Annotated in this window: 17 protein-coding genes; 7 read left to right on the forward strand and 10 right to left on the reverse strand. The window is 68.4% G+C overall.

What is annotated here, in order from left to right:
* Nucleotides 1–3 precede the first annotated feature (3 nt).
* Nucleotides 4–1,428, reverse strand: coding sequence for a glycosyl hydrolase family 28 protein (locus ACWGE0_RS19745; protein ID WP_452262338.1), 1,425 nt, complete (start codon nucleotides 1,426–1,428; stop codon nucleotides 4–6).
* A gap of 142 nt (nucleotides 1,429–1,570) precedes the next feature.
* Here ACWGE0_RS19745 and ACWGE0_RS19750 point away from each other — a divergent pair, with 142 nt between their 5' ends.
* Nucleotides 1,571–2,566, forward strand: coding sequence for a helix-turn-helix domain-containing protein (locus tag ACWGE0_RS19750; RefSeq protein ID WP_452262339.1), 996 nt, complete (start codon nucleotides 1,571–1,573; stop codon nucleotides 2,564–2,566).
* On the opposite strand, the gene ACWGE0_RS19755 is transcribed toward ACWGE0_RS19750, so the two are convergent.
* The 4 genes from ACWGE0_RS19755 to ACWGE0_RS19770 all read right to left on the reverse strand — a co-directional run bounded on the left by ACWGE0_RS19755 (nucleotide 2,554) and on the right by ACWGE0_RS19770 (nucleotide 8,155).
* Nucleotides 2,554–6,261, reverse strand: coding sequence for a S8 family peptidase (locus ACWGE0_RS19755; RefSeq protein ID WP_452262340.1), 3,708 nt, complete (start codon nucleotides 6,259–6,261; stop codon nucleotides 2,554–2,556). The two genes, ACWGE0_RS19750 and ACWGE0_RS19755, sit on opposite strands and share 13 nt — an antisense overlap.
* Before the next feature lie 169 nt (nucleotides 6,262–6,430).
* On the reverse strand, nucleotides 6,431–7,066 hold the full coding sequence (locus ACWGE0_RS19760) for a lamin tail domain-containing protein (RefSeq protein WP_452262341.1): 636 nt from the start codon (nucleotides 7,064–7,066) through the stop codon (nucleotides 6,431–6,433).
* 137 nt (nucleotides 7,067–7,203) lie between these two features.
* Nucleotides 7,204–7,653, reverse strand: a complete 450-nt coding sequence (locus tag ACWGE0_RS19765) for a lamin tail domain-containing protein (protein ID WP_452262342.1) — start codon at nucleotides 7,651–7,653, stop codon at nucleotides 7,204–7,206.
* 193 nt (nucleotides 7,654–7,846) lie between these two features.
* A complete protein-coding gene (locus ACWGE0_RS19770; protein WP_452262343.1) occupies nucleotides 7,847–8,155 on the reverse strand; it encodes a helix-turn-helix transcriptional regulator in 309 nt (102 codons plus the stop codon).
* A gap of 255 nt (nucleotides 8,156–8,410) precedes the next feature.
* On the opposite strand from ACWGE0_RS19770, the gene ACWGE0_RS19775 reads away from it, so the two are divergent.
* The 4 genes from ACWGE0_RS19775 to ACWGE0_RS19790 all read left to right on the forward strand — a co-directional run bounded on the left by ACWGE0_RS19775 (nucleotide 8,411) and on the right by ACWGE0_RS19790 (nucleotide 12,128).
* Entirely contained in the window at nucleotides 8,411–8,821 is a 411-nt protein-coding gene (locus ACWGE0_RS19775) for a nuclear transport factor 2 family protein (RefSeq protein WP_452262344.1), read from the forward strand.
* Nucleotides 8,818–9,435, forward strand: a complete 618-nt coding sequence (locus ACWGE0_RS19780; protein ID WP_452262345.1) for a ScbR family autoregulator-binding transcription factor — start codon at nucleotides 8,818–8,820, stop codon at nucleotides 9,433–9,435. The genes ACWGE0_RS19775 and ACWGE0_RS19780 overlap by 4 nt, the downstream gene beginning before the upstream one ends.
* A gap of 97 nt (nucleotides 9,436–9,532) precedes the next feature.
* Complete coding sequence (locus ACWGE0_RS19785; protein WP_452262346.1) at nucleotides 9,533–10,768, forward strand: ATP-grasp domain-containing protein; 1,236 nt, start codon at nucleotides 9,533–9,535, stop codon at nucleotides 10,766–10,768.
* Nucleotides 10,769–10,838: 70 nt separating this feature from the next.
* A complete protein-coding gene (locus tag ACWGE0_RS19790) occupies nucleotides 10,839–12,128 on the forward strand; it encodes a serine/threonine-protein kinase (RefSeq protein ID WP_452262347.1) in 1,290 nt (429 codons plus the stop codon).
* Here ACWGE0_RS19790 and ACWGE0_RS19795 read toward each other — a convergent pair.
* The 4 genes from ACWGE0_RS19795 to ACWGE0_RS19810 form a co-directional block, all read right to left on the reverse strand.
* The gene (locus ACWGE0_RS19795; protein WP_452262348.1) at nucleotides 12,125–12,481 is read right to left on the reverse strand and encodes an antibiotic biosynthesis monooxygenase family protein; all 357 of its coding nucleotides are present in this window, start codon (nucleotides 12,479–12,481) and stop codon (nucleotides 12,125–12,127) included. The genes ACWGE0_RS19790 and ACWGE0_RS19795 overlap by 4 nt on opposite strands.
* Before the next feature lie 46 nt (nucleotides 12,482–12,527).
* Entirely contained in the window at nucleotides 12,528–13,193 is a 666-nt protein-coding gene (locus ACWGE0_RS19800) for an HAD family hydrolase (RefSeq protein ID WP_452262349.1), read from the reverse strand.
* A gap of 22 nt (nucleotides 13,194–13,215) precedes the next feature.
* Nucleotides 13,216–14,514 (reverse strand): wax ester/triacylglycerol synthase family O-acyltransferase, encoded by a 1,299-nt coding sequence (locus tag ACWGE0_RS19805; RefSeq protein WP_452262350.1) that lies wholly within the window; start codon nucleotides 14,512–14,514, stop codon nucleotides 13,216–13,218.
* Between the two features lie 61 nt (nucleotides 14,515–14,575).
* On the reverse strand, nucleotides 14,576–15,475 hold the full coding sequence (locus ACWGE0_RS19810; protein WP_452262351.1) for an anti-sigma factor RsbA family regulatory protein: 900 nt from the start codon (nucleotides 15,473–15,475) through the stop codon (nucleotides 14,576–14,578).
* A gap of 247 nt (nucleotides 15,476–15,722) precedes the next feature.
* Between ACWGE0_RS19810 and ACWGE0_RS19815 the strand changes: the two genes are divergently transcribed.
* A complete protein-coding gene (locus ACWGE0_RS19815; RefSeq protein ID WP_452262352.1) occupies nucleotides 15,723–16,460 on the forward strand; it encodes an alpha/beta fold hydrolase in 738 nt (245 codons plus the stop codon).
* 188 nt (nucleotides 16,461–16,648) lie between these two features.
* Here ACWGE0_RS19815 and ACWGE0_RS19820 read toward each other — a convergent pair whose 3' ends face one another.
* Nucleotides 16,649–17,188: an MOSC domain-containing protein gene (locus ACWGE0_RS19820; protein ID WP_452262353.1), complete on the reverse strand. Its 540-nt coding sequence runs from the start codon at nucleotides 17,186–17,188 to the stop codon at nucleotides 16,649–16,651.
* Nucleotides 17,189–17,451: 263 nt separating this feature from the next.
* Between ACWGE0_RS19820 and ACWGE0_RS19825 the strand changes: the two genes are divergently transcribed.
* Nucleotides 17,452–18,447: a LacI family DNA-binding transcriptional regulator gene (locus ACWGE0_RS19825; protein ID WP_452262354.1), complete on the forward strand. Its 996-nt coding sequence runs from the start codon at nucleotides 17,452–17,454 to the stop codon at nucleotides 18,445–18,447.
* Nucleotides 18,448–18,516 lie beyond the last annotated feature (69 nt).

An 18,516-nucleotide genomic window follows, 5' to 3' on the forward strand; every position in this document is an offset into this window, starting at 1 on the left:
TCCTCAGACCTTCTTGCCGTTGATGGTGACGTTCGTGAACGTGGTGCCGTCCGCGTTCTTGATCGACGGTTTGGCGGTCGAGACGTTGGTGAACGTGCTGTTGGAGACGGTCACGCCCTTGATGTGCGACTCGGCCAGGCCGTCCAGGGTGACCGCCGTCTTCTTGACGCCGTTGACGGTGAAGCCGTCGGCGGTGATGTTCTGCACCTTGGGGTTCACGACCGGGCCGAAGCCGGGGCCGGTGAGGCTGTAGTTCAGCGTCACCATGATCGCCTCGCGGTCGACGTCGGTCGCCTTGATCCGCCGGGCGTGGATGTTCTCCACGGTGCCGCCGCGCCGCTTGTTCGTCTTGATGTACAGGACGTGGAACGGCTTGTACGACGAGCCCTTCTTGACCGTGCAGTCCTGGAAGAACACGTTGCGCACGCCGCCGGACATCTCGCTGCCGACCGTCAGCGCGCCCCAGCGGCCCTCGAACGAGCAGTTCTCGATGACGATGTTCTCGCTGGCGACCCCGACCCGCCGTCCGTCGATGTCGCGGCCTGCCTTGATCGCGATGCCGTCGTCACCGCAGTCGAACCGGCAGCCGGTGATGTGCACGTACTGCGAGGCTTCCGGGTCGCAGCCGTCGACCATGCCGCCGCGGCTGTAGACGAAGATGTTGCGGATGGTGACGTTGGTGCACAGCACCGGATGCACGTTCCACATCGCGGAGTTGCGCAGCTGCACGCCCTCGACGAGGACGTTGCGGCACTCGTAGAGCGTGATCATGTTCGGCTTGAGGTAGTGGCCCATGCCGAACTTCCGGTCGGTCACCGGCTTGTTGTCGACGGCCTGCTTCTGCAGCTGCTCCCAGTCGGGCTGCCGCTTGCCGTCGTAGTCGAACCACGGGCCGGACGGGCCCTGGCCGTCGATCAGGCCGGGACCGGTGATCGCGATGTTCTCGGCCTTGCGGGCGTAGATGAACGACGAGAAGTTCATGCACTCGATGCCCTGCCACCGGGTGTAGACCAGCGGGTAGTCCTTGGGATCGGTGGAGAACCTGATCGTGGCGCCCTCGGACACGACGAGGTTCACGTTGCTCAGCAAGGTGATCGCGCCGGTGAGGAAGCTGCCCTTCGGCACGACGACCTGGCCGCCGCCCGCCGCGTTGCAGGCCTCGACGGCCTTCCTGAACGCCTCGGTGTTCTTCGTCTTGCCGTCGCCCTTGGCGCCGTAGGCCGTGATGTCGAACTTGGCTGCGGGGAAGGTCGGCGGCACGATCTTGGCCAGGATCGCGGGCACCTGATCCCATGGCGACTCGGCCATCGGGATCGCCGCGTGTTCTTCCGCCGCCGCCACCGGTGCGTTCAGGAACGAGCCCGACAACATCGTGACACCAGCGGTGGCCCCGGCGACTTTGAGGAAGTCGCGGCGGTTGGTCTCCATCGGCCGTCCTTTCGCGCGCATGCGTTGAAACACCAAGCTGCGGCGGCGGCCTTGAGAAGGTTGTGTAAACCTTTTCAACCGATGTCTACACCCGTTTCCGGCCCCGCGTCAACGGCTGCCCGAAGTCGGCATACTGAGGTGCGTGCTCGGATTGCGTCCGGCGGAACTCACGGTTTACGAGACGCTCGTGGACTCGTATCAACTAGGTGTGACGGAGCTTTGTGCTGCGACGGAACTGGCGGAGCGGCCCGTTCGCGCCGCGCTGAGGTCCTTGACCGATCTCGGTTTCGTCCACCAGCTGAACGGGCTGCACACGGCGGTCGCGCCGGACGTGGCGCTGGCGATGTACCTGCTGCGGCGCGAGGACGACCTGCGCAAGGACCGGTTGCTGGCGGGGGAGTTGCAGGTCCGCTACGAACGCGCGGCGGGTGTGCGCGCTCCCGCCGATCTCGTGGAAGTGGTGCACGGCGCGGAGGCGATCTCGCGGCGGGTCGACCAGGTGATGCGTACGGCCCGGCACGAGGTGCGGTTCGTGGACAAGCCGCCATATGCCACACCTCCGACGTCCTTGCATCCGGTCGAGGAGGAGCTGCTGGGCCGTGGTGTCCGGTTCCGCGGGATCTACGAGCGACGGGCGCTGGAGCTGCACGACCTGCGAGCCGACCTGGAAATGGGACTGTCGCTGGGGGAGGAGGCGCGGGTGGTCGCGGTCGCGCCGACGAAGATGATCCTCGCCGACGCGCACCTGGGACTGATCCCGTTGCACAGCACGGAGACCACGCTGGAGAGCGCGGTCATCGTGCACCGGTCGGCGTTGCTCGACTCGCTCGGAGCCCTGTTCACCCGGTTCTGGGAGGACGCCGTGCCGCTCGCGCTGCCCGGCGAGCCGGCCTCGAACGAGATCTCGATCGCGGACGCGCGGCTGCTGGCGTTGCTCGCCACCGGACTGCCGGATCGCAGCATCGCGAAACAGCTCGGGCTGAGCTACCGGACCTACCAGCGGCGGTTGCACCGGCTGATGGAGGAACTGGGCGCGCAGACCCGGTTTCAGGCGGGTCTGCGCGCCGCGGCCAGGGGCGCGGGTTCCCTGCTGCCCCCGCCCCAAGCCCAGAATCCGGGCCCGATTCAGCCGGACTGAACCCGGAAGGCCTTCTGGATCGTCTGCGTGACCGTGTTCCCGGCGCCGTCCCTGGCGTCGGTGCGCAGCCACACCTCACCGGCGGGCTTGTCGATCGTGACCTGCCAGCTGTCGCCGTCCGGCTGGATCTGCGCCGGACGCCACGTCACGCCGTCCGCCGACCACTGCACCTTCACCACGGTGATCGGCGCGCTGTTCGTCGCGTGCACGTGGTACACGAACGGTTTGCCGGCCGGGGCGGAGTTCGTGAGGTCGAGCGGCAGGTCGTGGCGGAGCTGGATGAGCGGCTGGAACTGGCAGTTCGGTGCTTGCGCGTGGCAGGAGTAGCCGCGCGGTGGTGGGTTGAGCGAGCGCCGTGACTGGAACGTCCAGCTCGTGTCGGTGCGTGGCGCGAGCGTGAACAGCACCGGGTTGACCGCTCCGGCGATGGCTCCCGGCGCGTGGGTCTCGATCGTGTCGAGGCGGTAGGTGGCCGGGTCGGGGGACAGCGGGAAGGTCGGGTAGAACGCGAGCGGGTCCTGGTTCGCCGGGATCTCCCGCGTGCCCTGGAAAAGCCTGGCCTTGGTGGTAACGAAGAACTTGCTGTTCTGGTAGGGATTTGTGTAGTGGCCGGGGTTGCCGTCCGTCCACTGCAGAGCGGGGACGAACGTGTCTCCGGTGCGGCAGTTCGAGCAGAGCTGGCGCCACGCGTCACCGGCCGCGGGGTAGCGGGCCGGGTGGTCGGACTGCAGGTCGATCGCGGTGCTGTGCATCGGGCCCGCGAACCACTTTTCGACCGCTGCCGCCTGGCCCGCCCGGAACACGTTCTCCTGGTACATGGCCACGGCGGCGCGCTGGCCCTTGGCGTCCATGCCGCTCAGCGTGACCGAGCGCTTCCAGACGATCCGGTCGTCGCCGGGGCCGATGTACTCGGTCCAGGCCTGGGGCGGGGTGAACGTGGTGCCGCGCATGATCTGCGACTGCCACAGCCCGGTCGGGAACGGGTACCAGGTCTTCTGCACGGTCAGGCCGGGTTTATCGGCGTGGTAGGCGGTTTTGCGCATGACGAGCTTGGCCGGGTCGACCGTCGTGCGGTGGTTGGCGGGGATGCCGTTGGCGTCCAGGAAGCTCAGGTTGAACACGGATTCCGGACCGCGCTTGATGCTGAGCCTCGTCGTGGTCTGCTTCGCCGCGTACTCGCCGTCGGCGTTGCTGATGCTGAGCGAGGGCAGTGCCGTGCTTGCGATACCGGTCAACGGAATCGCGCCTGGCTGGTCCACATAGGACAACAGGGCCTTCTTGCCTTCCTGGGCCGCGGTGGTCGCGGCGGCGTTGGCGGCCTTCACCATGTTGGCGGGGGTGTCCGGCCGGAGTTTGACGACCTTGATGCCGTCGGTCACGTCGCCCGCCCACTTCGCGGACAGGGCCGCGACGTCGCCGTCGGTCCTCATCGTGCGGCCGCCGGAGGTCAGCGTGACCGTGGCCGATTGCAGCGTGACGTTGTCCTGCAACGAGATCGCGCCCTCCTTCGCGGCGGCGGCCGGGGTGGCGCGGACCTCCCACGGCGAGGCGCCGAGCACGGCGGAGGTCTCGATGATCAGCGGTTGCTGGTCGCCCGGGAGCACGCGGCGCATGGTGACGGTGCGATCGCGTTGCTCGGCAGGGCCTGGCGGGACGACCTCGACCGGAACCGTCTTGCGGGCGTCGAGCGAGACGTCCGCGGCGGCGCTGACGGTGAGCTCCGGTGCGGCGAGCGCGGACCAGCGGCGGGTGCCGGCGGTGTTCTCGGTCGCCCAGCTCACCGCGGAGTAGCGGCCGCTGGGCACGTGCGCGATGCCCTCGCCGTTCACGACGTCGAAGTAGTAGCTGACGGTGTCGTCGAACGGGTCGTTGAGGTCGTCACCGCCGTTGGAGTCGTCGATGAGCTGGCCGAATGCCGGGGCGGGTGGCTTTCCGGCGCCGTCGCGGACGTGCACGGAGACCGGGAAGGTCCGCGGTGCCTCGTACACGCTGACCGGGGTGCGCAAGGTCGTTCCCGTACCGGTGGCGGTGACCAGGCCGCCGTAGACACCGGCAGGGCCGGCTTCGGGGTCGAGGGTGAGGGTGACGGTGGCCTTCGCACCGGCCGCGATGGTGAGACGGGACGGCGTGAGCTGGAACGCGGTCGTGGGCTTGCCGTCCCAGCCCTTGAAGGCAGCGGTGAGATCCAGGGTCAGCGGGACCGTGGAGTCGTTGGTGTAGCTGAGTTCGCGGGTGAGTGTGCTGCCCGTGCCCCGGTCGTAACGGCCGAAGCTGGCCGCCGCGGTGGCCGTGGCCTTCTGGGTCACGGCACGAGCCACGTCCACTCGGCCCGCGCCCTGCTCGTACCAGGGCATCCCCACGTCGGCGGCACTGGTGACCAGGGCGTTCTTCAACGTCTGCGCGGGCCAGTCCGGGTGCTGCTGGGCGAGGATCGCCGCGGCCCCGGCCACATGTGGCGTCGCCATCGACGTGCCGGAGGCGGCGGTGTGCAGGTCGTCGACCGGGGCGCCCATCGACGTGCCGGCCGCGCGGGCGGCCACGACCCCGACGCCCGGTGCGTTGATCTCGGGCTTCACCCACGCGTCGCCGACGCGCGGGCCGGTGCTGCTGAACGGCGCCAGCTTGTTCTGCCGGTCGACCGCGCCGACGGTCAACGCGGACGCGGCGGCGCCGGGAGAGGTGACCGAACGACCGGCCGGACCGTTGTTGCCCGCCGCCACCACGAACAGCGCACCCGTCTCGACGGACAGTTGATCGACCAGGGCGCTCAGCTCGTCGGTGCCGTCCGTGACGTCACCGCCGAGGCTCAGGTTGACGATCTTCGCGCCGGAGCGGGCCGCCCACTCGATGCCGGCCATGACCTGTGAGGTGTCGCCCTCACCGGCGCCGTTGAAGACCTTGGCGATCACCAGTTTCGCGCCGGGGGCCACACCCTTGTACCTGCCGCCGGTACCTGCGACGGTCGCGGCGACGTGCGTGCCGTGACCGTGCCGGTCGGTCGCGTCCGGCTCGTCGGAGAAGTTCTCGACGGCGGTGAGCTTCCCGGCGAGGTCGGGGTGCTGGGCGTCGACGCCGGTGTCGACGACGGCGACCGTGACGCCGGTGCCGTCCAGGCCCAGCTTCCAGGCCTCCTGGGCACCGATCTGCCTGGTGGTCTGGTCGAGCGCGACGCGGATGGGGCGGTCGAACGTCAGGCGGGTCCCCGATTTCGCGCTCATGTCCAGTGACTGCCAGAACTCCCGGGCTTTGGCCTTCTCCACGTGGATGCCGGAGGCGTTGAGGCTGGCGATCCTGGTGTGGGCCTGAGCGGAGAAGCCGCCGGTCATCAGCACCGGCACGGTGGCGGTGCGGTCGTCGGACTGACCGGTGTGGACGAGCTCGGTGACGTTGAAGAGGGTTCGTGCGACGGTGCCGGACGTGACGGCGCCGATCGCGTCCGACGGGTAGACGAACAGACCTTTGGGCGTTGTCATCGTGTGGAAGATCGGTTGCTCGCCATCCCGTGGCGCGGCGTGGATCTGCGCGAGTTTGCGGCCGTCGTGGCGTTCGGTGTAGTCGACGACGTCACCGGTGATGAGCGTGATCCGGTGGGAAGCCTCGGATGTCTGCGTGGGCGGCGGTGGTGCCGCGGCGGACGCGGGTGGTGCGACGAGCGTGGCCGCGGCGATGACCAATGCCGCCAGGTGTCGAATCACGGCGCCTCCTCCGGTGATCAGGTCATCGCAGGATGAGGGGCCGGAATTCGTTGGGAAACAGGAAGGTGCGGCGGTTAGTCGCCGTTGGCGACTTCGCGCCACACGCGGGAGTGCCCGGACCGCCGGGCTCGGCGGTCAGGGCACTCGGTGCACCCGCGGTGTGGATCTGTTAGAAGGTGCGTTCCTGCAACGAGAAGTCACGCTGGTTGTTGTTGGTGTCCTGGCTCAGGATGTTGCGCGTGTTCGAGCCGTTCAGCTGAGCGGTCTGCGCGGTTTCCGGAGCAGCGTTCGTGCCTTCCTTCGGCGTGACCGCACCCGCGGAGAACGCGACGCCGTCGATCTTGAAAGCGGTCGGCGCGTTGCTGCCGAAGATCGCGACGCCACCGAACACCGGAATGCCCTCGGCACCCAGGAAGTTCACCGGCATCACGTGCGGAGTGGAGACCGTGCCGGAGAACTCGGCGCCCGTCAGCACGAGGGTGTCACCCACGTTGTTCCGGGGCGCCAGCACGATCTGGGAGCCGGTCGCGTCGACCAGCGGGATCGTCTGGATGACCTGGTTCTGCTGGTTGTAGATCTTGAGCACCCAGTTGGTGAGGTCGAGCTGCTCGTCCGTGGTGTTGACGATCTCGATCGCCTCGTCGAGCGGGCCGTTCGCGCCCATCGTCGAGACCTCGTTGATGAGCACCGCCGGCACTGCCATGAGCTCGGGGCTCTGCGGCTCCTCCGCCGCGGTCGCCATTCCGGCGAACGCGATCGTGCTCGCAAATGCGAGAGCGGTGGCACCGCTCAGCAGTCGACGCATTGTTCCTGTCCCTTCGAGAGATTGCTCGGGAATTTCTCGCAAGCGGCATGTGAGGCCTTCGGGGTTGGCCTGTCTTGCCGCCGGGACTGACTTTGCTCCCGTTTGGCACGTCGTCGTAAGGGGCCATTCAATGTTGATTATGGATTGATTTCTCCTGGAGAAGGAATGCGGCAGGTGAAGTCGGCGGAGTTGTGATCGGTGTCGCTGGAGGCGCTGTCGCGGGCGAGCGACGAGCCCTGGACAGAATGTGGACAGGGCGTGGCCGGTGTGTCTTCGCGGCACGGCGAGGAGGAGGTCAGGCCCACGCTGTCGGTGTGCGCACCATGCCGGTTTCGAGCGATTACGCCGGAGCCGTCCACGGTGTCCACAACCAGTCCGTCGGGCACCGTTCCGCTGAACGCGCTGCCCACTATCAGGAAGTATTCACCCGGAGGCACCACGGTGTTCGGGGGGATGGTGGCCAGGATTTGTGGCGTGCGGCCGGAGCAGGCCTGAACGGACCATCCTCCGACGTCTGCGCCGGTGGTCCCGGTGTTGCGCAACTCGACGAATCCGCTCGGCCCGAGCGCGATCTCGTTCACTTTCACCGGAGAGACCCCCGGTGTGCTGCCGAACGCGGCACCGGCGAGGAGCAGGCACGTTGCGACGGTGTTTCCTGAGGGTGTCACGATCGCAGTCTGGCCTGCTCGCACCGGCCGCTACAGGGGGCCAAAGGCCTGCCCTGCCTGGGACTTGTGGAGAGCGGTGGCCGCGGGGTCCTGGCGGCCCGCCCGCGCTCCGCTATCCGTAGTGGTCTTCCTTGCTTCCCCGGCGCGTCTCGCGTGCGACGACAGCCGCTTTGTCGACCTCGGCGTGCGGCACGTCGAGTGCCGTGCTGAGGAAGGCGCGCCAGTAGGGACCGGGAATGCGTTTGCCGCGTTCCCATCTCGACACTTCTTCACGGGTGACGCTGTCGTTTTGTGAGATCTCGCACAACAGGTCCGCGAGTTCGCGCTGAGTGAGGCCCTGCTCTCGCCTCGCCTGTGGAATCAGCGCGGTAATGGGCGGCACATCCTGGTGCTCGTGGGCTGGTTGGACTGCCTTGAGCACGGTTCTGCTCCGTTTCGGTGTGTTGGGGTGGTTGCGCCGACCACCCTGCCGCAAAGTCTGGATCATCGGTCCGTGCATTGCGGTGATACCGGCGGTCGTTGAAAGTTCGCGTACCGATGGAATCGTTCGATCGGATGTTTGGGGGAAACAGAGCTGGTCCAATGGGGTGTGCGTTCTCACATTGTGCGCATCTGGCTAGTGTGAGCGAGCCGTGATCGTTGCGACAGCAATGAGCGGGATGAGAAGGTGGCGGAAATGCTCTCGACGGTCGAAGTGGTGCAGGTGTTCCTCGCGAGACTCGCGGCGCAGGACGCATCGGGCATCGCGCGGTTGTGCGCGCCGACCGTCGAATGGGAGGCGCCCGACCCGAACGGCGCCAGATGGTCGACCGGCACGCGCACCCGTCGTGAGGTCGAGTCCCAGTTCCTGACCCTGTTCGCCACGTTCGGCCTGGAGCGGCTCGCGGTGCGCCAGGTGATCGTCGACGGAGGAGATGCCGCCGTGGTCGGCTCGGCGCGCTGGCGGGTGCTCGTCACCGGAAAACGCGTGGACCTGCGCTTCGCCGGGGTGCTCTCGGTGCACCTCGGCGAGATCGAGCAGTACTGGCAGATGCCGGACACACTGGCCGCCGCCGTCGCGACGGGCGTCGCGCGGACAGAGGCATGAGCGTCAAACGCGAACAGTCGACGCGCACGAGGGCCAAGCTCCTGCTGGCCGCCGCGGAGGTGTTCGACCGCGACGGGTTCGCGGGATCCACTCTCACCGCCGTGTGTGCGCGGGCAGATGTGTCGAAAGGCGCGTTGTATTGCCACTTTCGTTCCAAAGAGGCGCTCGGTGTGGCGATCGTCGAGGAACAGTCGCTGCTGTGGCACCGGTTGCGCGACGAACAACTCGCGGTCGAGCCGTCGCCGATCCAGGCGCTGATCGCGATGTCGTTCGAGTTCGTCCGCAGGCTGGACACCGATCTCACCGTGCGGGTGAGCGCGAAGCTGTTGCGGGAGGCGGTGTTCTTCGACGTCGTGGCCGCCGCGCAGGTGGTCGGCTGGGTCGCGGTCGTGCGCGAGCTGCTCTCGCTGGCGAAGGAACGCGGTGAGTTGCGGGCCGGGGTGAACGTGCGGCACGCGGCCGAGCAGATCGTCGCGGAACTGCTCGGGCTGCAGTTCGTGGCGCAGGCCCTGACCGGCGGAACCGACCTGCGCACCCGGCTCACGCGGGTGTGGCGGGCGTCGTCCGGCTGTCTGGTGACAGCCCCTGTCTACGAGACGTTGCGTTTCGAGTGACGGTCGTCTCGGCCCAATCGAGACAGGAATGCCTGGTCACGCCTCTGCTGTTGTGCTCCTCGTTCGGTAGACGTCTTAACGATCCTGAGGAGCAGTGGTGGCGGACAGCATCGTCGTGGTGGATCCCTACTCGGCCGGCAGGGGCATCGCGCCCGCGTTCGCCGAGCGCGGCGTCGAGGCGATCGCGGTCCTGACGACCCCTGAACCACCCGCGGGGCTCGCGAAGACGTGGAATCCCGACGACTACCGCGAGGTGCACGTCCTGTCGGACCTGGACGAGCTCGCCGCGAAGCTCGCGGTGCACGACCCGATCGCCGTCGTGCCGGGCACCGAGACCGGTGTCGAGACGGCAGAGGCGTTGTCCGAGCTGATCGTGCCCGGCCGGTCGAACGTGCTGACCCTGTCGTCCGCGCGGCGCGACAAGTGGCAGATGGCCGTGGCGCTGCGGTCCGCCGACGTCCCGCACCTGCGTCAGATCAGCTCGGACTGCGTCGACGAGGTGGCCGGGTGGTTGCGCCGCGAGGGGCTGGAGAACTCGTCGATCGTGCTGAAGCCGCAGGAGAGCGGCGGTACCGACGACGTGTTCGTGGCACGGCCGGGTGACGACTGGCGCGCCAAGTTCAACCGGATTCTCGGAAGCGTTAACAAGCTGAACATCCGCAACGACAAGGTGCTCGTGCAGGAACTCGCGGTCGGCACCGAGTACGAGGTCGACACCTACTCGATCGACGGTCGGCACGGCCTGGCCGCCGTGTGGCGGTACGCCAAGGAATGCCGCGGCGACCGGCTCGGCATCTACCTGTCCAACACTTTCGTCGCCGCGGACGACCCGGTGGTCGACGTGCTGTTCGAGTACGTCTGCCAGGTCCTCGACGCGACCGGCGTGCGCAACGGTCCCGCGCACGTGGAGGTCATGATCACCGCCGACGGCCCGCGGTTGATCGAGATCGGCGCGCGGCTGGCCGGTGCCGAACAGCAGGAGTTGTCGATGCTCGGCGCAGGAGAAAGCCAAATTACGCGGATGGTGCGTCATCGCGTGGACGGTGACACGTCTGTAGGTAGGTACGAGCTGCATCAGCACGTGAAGTCGGTGTACCTGTCGTCGCCCGCTGCCGGGGAGCTCGCCAACTCGGTGCGGTTCGACGAGCTTTCCTCACTTTTGCCGAGTTACCAACGAGACGAGCTCCCGTACCGCGAAGGTTCGATGGTTCCGCGTACCGATGATCTGTGGACGTCGTTGGGGTATGTGGTGCTGGCGACGACCGACCTTGAGCAGCTGGAACGCGACGAGGTGCTGGTGCGGGAGATCGAAGCGGGACTGATCGTGGTTTGATCGGCAGTTTGGCCCGGGTAGCCGAAATTCCACGCGACCCGTTAGGTTGCAGTGCAACGAGCGGAGGCCCATGAGCGCATCCTGGGACGGTGACCTGACCGGCGCGGTGATCGATGATCGCTACGTGGTCGGCTCACTGCTCGGGTCCGGTGGCATGGCCGAGGTCTACCGCGCGTACGACCGATCGACCACGTCCTCGGTCGCCATCAAGATCTTCGCGGGCCCCGGCCTCCCCGACGACGAACTGCGGTTGCAGCGCGAGGCGACCATGCTGTCGTCGCTCGAATGCCCCGGCATCATCCCGGTCTACGCGTCCGGCTCGTTGTCGCGCCGCCCCTACTTCGTGATGCGCGAGATCACCGGCGGCACCCTGCGCCAGCGCATGCGCGAGCCGCTGCCGCCCCGGTTCGTGGCGCGGTTCGGCAGCCAGGTCGCCTCGGTGCTGGACCACGTGCACGCGCTCGGCGTGGTGCACCGCGACATCAAGCCGTCGAACATCCTGCTCGACGACGAGGAGAAGCAGGCCTACCTGGCGGACTTCGGTCTCGCGCTGGTCGCCGAGGTGACGCGGGTGACGACGTCCGGGGTCCTGGTCGGGACCGCGGGATACCTGTCACCGGAGCAGGTTCGCGGTGGTGACGTGGGTCCGGCCGCGGACGTGTACGCGCTGGGCCTGGTGCTGCTCGAGTGCCTGACCGGACGGGTCGAGTACCCCGGTGGCGACGCCGAGGCCGCGCTGGCCCGGCTGGCGCGGGCGCCGCGGATCCCGATCGACCTGCCGCTGGCCTGGGTGTCGTTGCTGTCCGCGATGACGGAAATGGATCCGTCCCGCCGGCCCACCGCTGCTCAGTGCGCCCGGTCGCTTTCGGCTGCTTTCGAGGCCAGCCGCGGGTTGCCGGCGTTGCTGCCGGACGCGGCGGTGTCGGCTCCGGCCGTGGTCTCGGCCTCCGTTGCGCCCGAGTTGCCCCGGCAGTGGCGGGGCAAGCGTTTGGCGATCTCCGCCGCCTGCGCGCTGGCCGCGACGGCGGTGGCGGTCGCGGTGGCGAACCTCGGCGGGGGCGGCAGCGAGGCGCCGGCCGCGGACCAGACCGTGATCCAGGATCCGCGGACCCAGGTGGTGACGGTGACGCCTTCCACGGTCACCGTCGTGCAGACGACGGACGGGCCAGGGGCACCGCAGCCAGGAGGTGCGGTGCCGGGGACGGTGCCGCCGCCCACCTCGTCGCCGGCGGGCACGGAGGGCGGTGCTGCGGTGCCGACCGGGGAGTCGGCCAAGCCCAGCGAGGACAGGCAGAAGGGCAAGAAGAAGGACCGCACGGAGTCGTCGGTCCCGACCACCACGTCGGTGCCCGCGCCCTAAGGCTCGCGGGTGAACCCGTGGCTGCGCTCCACTTTCGCCACGTGCAGCGTGTAGCTCTCGTACCACTCGGCCCGCCCGCGCTGCTGCGCCGTGCGGTGCTCGGCGTTGGACCGCCACTGCGTGAGGGCGTCGGCGTCGCGGAAGTACCCGACGGTGATGCCCAGGCCGCCGGGCGTCTGCGCGTGGTCCATCCCCAGGTAGCCGGGGACGTCCTTCACCAGCTCTTCCATACGCGCGTTGGTCTCGCTGTAGCCGTGCTGCTCCTGGGTTCGCACCGTGGTGAAGACGGCCACGTAGTAGGGCGGTTCGAAGGCCTGGATGGGCGCGACAGGTGTCTCGGAGTGATCGTTCACCGCGTCACCGTATGAGGTGATGCGGCCAGTGATCCAACGGCTTTTCTCAGGCGTTGGGCTCGGTGACCTCGGCGAACGGCAGGTCGGACAGCTCCGCCCGCAGCGAGTCCAGGTCCGCGTACACCGCCGATGCCCCGCGGTCGACCAGCTCGTCCTCGCCGAACCCGCCGGTCAGCAGTCCGATCGACGGCAGCCCGGCCCGTGCGGCGGCCTCGCAGTCCCACACCGAGTCGCCGATGACGACCGCGCGGGAGCTCTTCACCGACCGCAGCGCCACCTGGATCAGGTCCGGCGCCGGCTTGCTGTCCTCGACGTCGTCGGACGACGTCCACGCGACGTCGCCCGGATCGATGAGCTTCAGGTAGTGCTCGATGTGCTTGCGCTTGCCGGAGCTGGCGAGCACGACGGACAGTCCCAGCTCGGTGGCGGCGCGGACCAGGCGGTGCGCGCCCTCGAGGGGCTGGATCTCGTCGATCACGGCGTCGAAGTGCCGCTCCCAGGCGGTGCGCAGCTCGTCGCCGTGGTCCTGTTCCACCTTGTCACCGGCCACGGCGGCCACCAGTTTGTCGCCGCCCATGCCGATCGCGCGGTGCACGCGCCATCCGGGGACGGTGATGTCGGCGCCGCGGAAGGCGCGCAGCCACGCCACCGTGTGGTGGTAGTTGGTGTCGACGAGGGTGCCGTCGACGTCGAGGACCACGGTGTTGCTCATGCTGCCAGGTTTTCCCGTGCCTCTACCTCGGCAAACCCACCAGCTCGCGTGCGTCCTGAAGGGACGCCACCTCGCGTCGCAGCACGCCGTCGAGCCACTGCGCGTCGGACATCCACGACTGGTTCGTGTTCAGGCAGACGTGCACGGAGGACCGGTAGACCGACAGGGCGACGCCCACCGCGTGGCCTGGCGCGACGGGGGCGACCGGGTACATCTCGCACAGCGCGGCACCGTCCAGCGACAGCGGCACCGACGGCAGCGGCACCGACGTGACCAGCGTGTCGAACAGCAGGGGAGCGCAGCGGGAGGCCACGGGCGCGGCCAGGCGGTGCACCAGTGGCGGCACCTTGTCCGCGAGCTTCGGCAACGCTCCGGCGCCCCGGTCGGGACCGGCGGCCTTCGCCGTCTCCATCTGCTCGCGGATGGAGCGCAGCCGTTCCACCGGGTCCGGTTCGCCGACGGGCAACGCCACCAGGAAACCGGAGATCTGGTTGCCCGACGCCGCGTCGCCGGAGCGTGAGCGCTGGTTAACCGGGATCAGCGCGCGGACGACCGAGGAGGGGCCCGCGCTGTCGTGCGCGGAAAGCCAGTGCCGCAACGCACCTGTGACGAGCGCGAGCAGCACGTCGTTCACCGTGCCGCCGTGCGCGCGCCGGATTCGGTGCACGTCCGCGAGATCCAGTCGCGACATCACCACGCGGCGTGGCCGGGTGGACTGGGTGAGCACCGGCGAGTTCAGCGTCGGCGGGCGGGTGTTCATCAGCACCGACGAGGCGATGTCGATCGTGTCCTTGATCCCCTGCAGCGACGGCATCGACGGGATGATCGAGCGCGAGACCGGTTCCGGAGCGTCCGGAATGGACAGCCGCGAGGGGTCGAACAGCTGGATTCCCAGGCCGACGGCCTTCATGCCGTCGCACAGCGAGTGGTGCAGCTTGGCGACGACCGCGAACCGCCCGCCCGCGAGGCCGGTGATGACGTGCAGCTCCCACGGCGGGCGCGCGAGGTCGAGCGGCTGCGCCATGAGGTGGGAGACCAAGGTGGCGAACCGTTCCCGGCCGCGCACGTGGTGCGTGAAGACGTGGTCCTCCGGCGCGAAACCGGGGTCCTCCACCCAGCGCGCGCCACCCAGGAACGACGTGCGGGCGCGTTGACGCAGGCGCGGGATCTCCTGCGCCCGTTCGCACAGCACAGCGGCGATGCGAGCCGGATGCACCGGAGTGGAGGGTGCGAAGGTCGCGACCGCGCCGAGGTGCAACGGATTGTTGTTGCCTTCCATGGCGAGGAAAGCGATGTCGAGGGGGGAGAGTTGCTCTGTCATAGGTGTGTCAGGCAACCAGGTCCGCGTGTCGTGCGCATTTCTATGAGATGGCGCTGACTCTCTACCGGCCCAAGTACACTCGAACGGTGGTACCGCTGTGACTCGTGTGGGTGCGAACCAGGTCACACAACAGGTTCACCATCACGATCCCGAAGCCGGACAGGCCGGTGAACGCCGGCGGGAAACCCTTGCCGGAGTCGCTCACCTCACACACGACGGTGTCGCCCTCACGCCACATCCGCAGCTTCCCGCGGCCGGACGCGTGCAGGATGCTGTTCGTCGCGAGCTCGTTCACCGCGAGCACCAGATCCTCGATCTGCTCACGCCGCAACCACGTCGCGTACGCCGACACGAGCTTGCGCATGTGCGCGAGCGTGCCGACGGAGAAGTTGTGCTCCTCCGCCGACGCGGGCGGCGGCGGTAACGGCACGTTGTAGACGTCGGCCAGTCCGGCCGGGTCGGTGTATCCCGCGCTCGCGACCCGTCTGGAGCCGTCGATCACGACCGGGTGGGTGCGCCGGGCGTCCTCCAGCACGTGCTCCGGCAGTGCACCGGCGTCGTAGGGGCACAGCAACGTGCCGCGGCGGCCCTCGAACGCCGTGTTGATCAACGCCTCGTGCTGCACGCACGCCGGGTACTCGAGCTCGGTGCGGCCCGGCCACACCGGTTCGCCGACCATGCGGACCCGGCTCTGCGGGGCGCTCGCGCTGAACGCCATCAGCACGCCGGGGATGATCCGGCCGGGGTTGCGGCCGGCCTCGGTCATGTTGATGAAGTGCACCTGGTCGGCCCTGCCACCCAGCTGTCCGCGCAGCAGGGCGATGCTCGGCTCCGGCACCGCGACCAGCACGGGCTCGCCGCTGTCGACGCCGTCCGCCACGAATCTGGCCGTACCGGCGAGGAAGTCGTCCTCGCCCCGGTAGAACAGGGCCTCGTGTGCGAACGGAGCAACGGAGTTCATCGGCTTCCCGGAAGGTCGGTGGCTGAGATCGATGGCTGCGGCCGGCGGCTGGACAAGCCCTCATTCTGCTACCCGTAACGGTGTTTCGGCGGGGGCCAGGCCGGTGGTTGTCGACGAACGGAAAGCCGCCTGCGTCTCATCACGCTTCCGGCGGAGCCGGACCGGGGTCGTCCCGTGTGGATTCGGGGTGCGTCCGGGGAAACCTCCCTGCACACTCGCACAGTCGCAGTGAGGGAGGTGGCCCCCGGTGATCCCGCATCACACGCTGACCGGCCCGGACGACGCGCCGGTGCTGGTGCTCGGCAACGCGCTCGGCACGACGACCGAGCTGTGGCGCGACTTCTCGCTGCCGTTCCGGCTGTTGCGCTTCGACCACCGCGGCCACGGCTCCAGCTCGCCGGTTCCAGGTCCGTGCACGATCGAGACGCTCGCGTCGGACGTGGTGGAGCTGTTGGACCACTTGGGACTGCGCCAGGTGTACTACTGCGGCGTGTCGCTCGGCGGGATGGTCGGCATGTGGCTCGCCGCGCACACCGACCGGATCTCCCGGCTGGCGCTGATCTGCACGACGGCGTGGTACCCGGACAAGTCCGGTTGGGACGAAAGGATCACCGCGTTGCGCTCGGGCGGGATGGAGCCCCTCGCGGACGCGATCGTCTCGCGCTGGTTCACGCCTGCGTTCCCGCCGGCCGAGGTGGCGCGGTTCCGGGCTGAGTTGCTGAGGGTCGACGTGGCGTCGTACCTCGCCTGCGCCGAAGCGATCCGGGACATGGACCTGCGGCCTGATCTGCCGAAGATCGACGCGCCGACGGTGGTGATCGCGGCCGCGCAGGACCACGCGACGCCGACGGAGTTCGCCCGGCACATCGCGGACGATCTGCCGGACTCGGAGCTCTACATCGTCGGGGACGCGGCGCACCTGGCGGTGGTCGAGGCGCCGAGGACGATCTCGGTGATCCTCGACGACCACTTCGGCAACGACTGAGCAGGCCCGCCCTGGTGGCGTCTGCAAGTACCACCAACTCAACATCAACAAGCACTTTTCCACTACCAACCGGCACGGTCGCGCAGTCGCGGGACGGCGGTCGGCGGGGTTGGGTGTGGTTGACGGCGATTCGATCAAGAGTTGGTGGTACTTGCAGATGCCGTTCGGGTGGCGAGCACCTTGAGCGGCTAGACCTTCTCCAGCGGGCGGTGCGGTTCGGCCGGGAGCTCGACCCGGATCTCGTCACCCGGACTCACGACGCCGCCCACGAGCACGACCGACATGATCCCCGCGCGCCGGATCAACTCGCCGTCGGAACCCTTGCCCACGACCTCCTTGAGCAGCCCCTTCGAGAAGCCGTCGATCTGCACGCACGGGTTGCGCAGCCCGGTCACCTCGACCACGGCCTCTGGTCCCAAGTGGAGCAACGTCCCGGTGGGCAGACCCAGCAGGTCGATGCCGCGGGTCGTGACGTTCTCGCCGATCTCGCCCGGTTCGACCGGGTAACCCTTGTCCCGCAACTCGTCGAAGAGTTCGGCGTGCATCAGGTGCACCTGCCGCAGGTTCGGCTGCGTCGGGTCCTGCGCCATCCGGGACCGGTGCTTCACCGTGACGCCCTGGTGGACGTCGCCCTCGACGCCGAGCCCCGCGAGCAGGGTGATGCTCGAACGGACGGGCTTGGTGAACGTGTACTCCTCGTTGCGGCAAACCGCTGTGACAACCCCCATGCACTTGATTGTGCACGATCGGCGCCGGGGCGTTCAGTGCTCCGTTCGGCCCAGCGATATCGGAAACACGGACTCGATCAAGTAGTCTCAATTCGAGTCACCCGATCAGGTCTCACCTGCGGTGATGTGAGCCTCCGTGGAAACGCTCCCACGAAGTTCCGGCAAGAGTATTGACTAATCCTCACGTCAGGCTGTTGACTCCGTCACACCTCGTCGGAACCGGTACCGAAACCGGTTTCAGAGGCGGCGGAAGGAAGTTCGGCATGCGTGTCACGATCGCAGAGGTCGCCCAACGCGCCCAGGTGTCCAAAGCGACCGTGTCACGTGTGCTGAACGGTAAGCCGGACGTGGACGCCTCCACCGCGCAGCGCGTTCGCAAGGTCATCGACGAGATCGGGTACGTGCCCAGCGCACGTGCGGTCGGCCTGGCGCGGGGTCGTACCCGCACGGTCGGCATGCTGGCTCCGTCGCTCACCTGGCCGTGGATGGGCGAGGTCCTCCAGGGGATCGTCGACACGCTCGAGGCCGACGGATACGGGCTGTTGCTCTACACGATCAACCGCGGGCCGGAGTCGCTGAACCAGTTCGCGAACCACGTGTCCGCCAACGCTTTCGACGGCCTGCTCGTGGTCGAGCCGCCGGACACCCTGCACTACATCTCCACGCTCTACCGGGCGGGCCTGCCGGTCGTCATGATCGACGATCGCGGATCGCACCCGGAGTTCCCTTCGGTGACGACGACGAACCGGCAGGGAGGCGCGGATGTCGCGAGGCATCTCGTCGCGGCCGGTCGTCGCAGGTTCGCCGTCGTCACCGGACCACCGCACTTCGGGTGCACTCAGGCGAGGCTGGACGGGTTCCGGCTCGCTTTGGCGGAAGCGGGCCTGACGCTGCACCCGGACCTCATCGTCGACGGCGACTTCACCACCGAAGGCGGAGAAGTCGCCGTCGACAAGCTCATCGCGAGCGGAATCCCGTTCGACGCCGTGTTCGCGCACAACGACCTTTCCGCGGTCGGCGTGCTCCGGGCGCTGCGCGAGGCAGGCAGGACCGTCCCCGGCGACGTGTCCGTGGTCGGCTTCGACGACGTCCCGGTCGCGAACCACACCGAGCCCCGGCTGACGACGATCCGCCAGCCGGGACAGGAGATGGGTGCCGCCGCCGCGCGGATGCTGCTCTCCACGCTGGAGGGACAGCCGATGCCCGACCATCCGCTGGTGCTGCCGACCTCCTTGATCGTGCGCGAATCCGCGCCCTGACCCACCCGCTCCACCACAACTGAACGAACTCGCCAGGCCACCGCATGCGGCCTGGCCAGTTCGCCGTAC

The sequence above is a fragment of the Lentzea sp. NPDC054927 genome (assembly GCF_053610285.1).

Coding starts and splice junctions, on each gene's coding strand:
- ACWGE0_RS19775 (WP_452262344.1), top strand. CDS start 8,411: ATGCTCTCGACGGTCGAAGTGGTGCAGGTGTTCCTCGCGAGACTCGCG.
- ACWGE0_RS19780 (WP_452262345.1), top strand. CDS start 8,818: ATGAGCGTCAAACGCGAACAGTCGACGCGCACGAGGGCCAAGCTCCTG.
- ACWGE0_RS19790 (WP_452262347.1), top strand. CDS start 10,839: ATGAGCGCATCCTGGGACGGTGACCTGACCGGCGCGGTGATCGATGAT.
- ACWGE0_RS19805 (WP_452262350.1), bottom strand. CDS start 14,514: ATGACAGAGCAACTCTCCCCCCTCGACATCGCTTTCCTCGCCATGGAA.
- ACWGE0_RS19825 (WP_452262354.1), top strand. CDS start 17,452: ATGCGTGTCACGATCGCAGAGGTCGCCCAACGCGCCCAGGTGTCCAAA.
- ACWGE0_RS19760 (WP_452262341.1), bottom strand. CDS start 7,066: ATGCGTCGACTGCTGAGCGGTGCCACCGCTCTCGCATTTGCGAGCACG.
- ACWGE0_RS19745 (WP_452262338.1), bottom strand. CDS start 1,428: ATGGAGACCAACCGCCGCGACTTCCTCAAAGTCGCCGGGGCCACCGCT.
- ACWGE0_RS19800 (WP_452262349.1), bottom strand. CDS start 13,193: ATGAGCAACACCGTGGTCCTCGACGTCGACGGCACCCTCGTCGACACC.
- ACWGE0_RS19810 (WP_452262351.1), bottom strand. CDS start 15,475: ATGAACTCCGTTGCTCCGTTCGCACACGAGGCCCTGTTCTACCGGGGC.
- ACWGE0_RS19820 (WP_452262353.1), bottom strand. CDS start 17,188: ATGGGGGTTGTCACAGCGGTTTGCCGCAACGAGGAGTACACGTTCACC.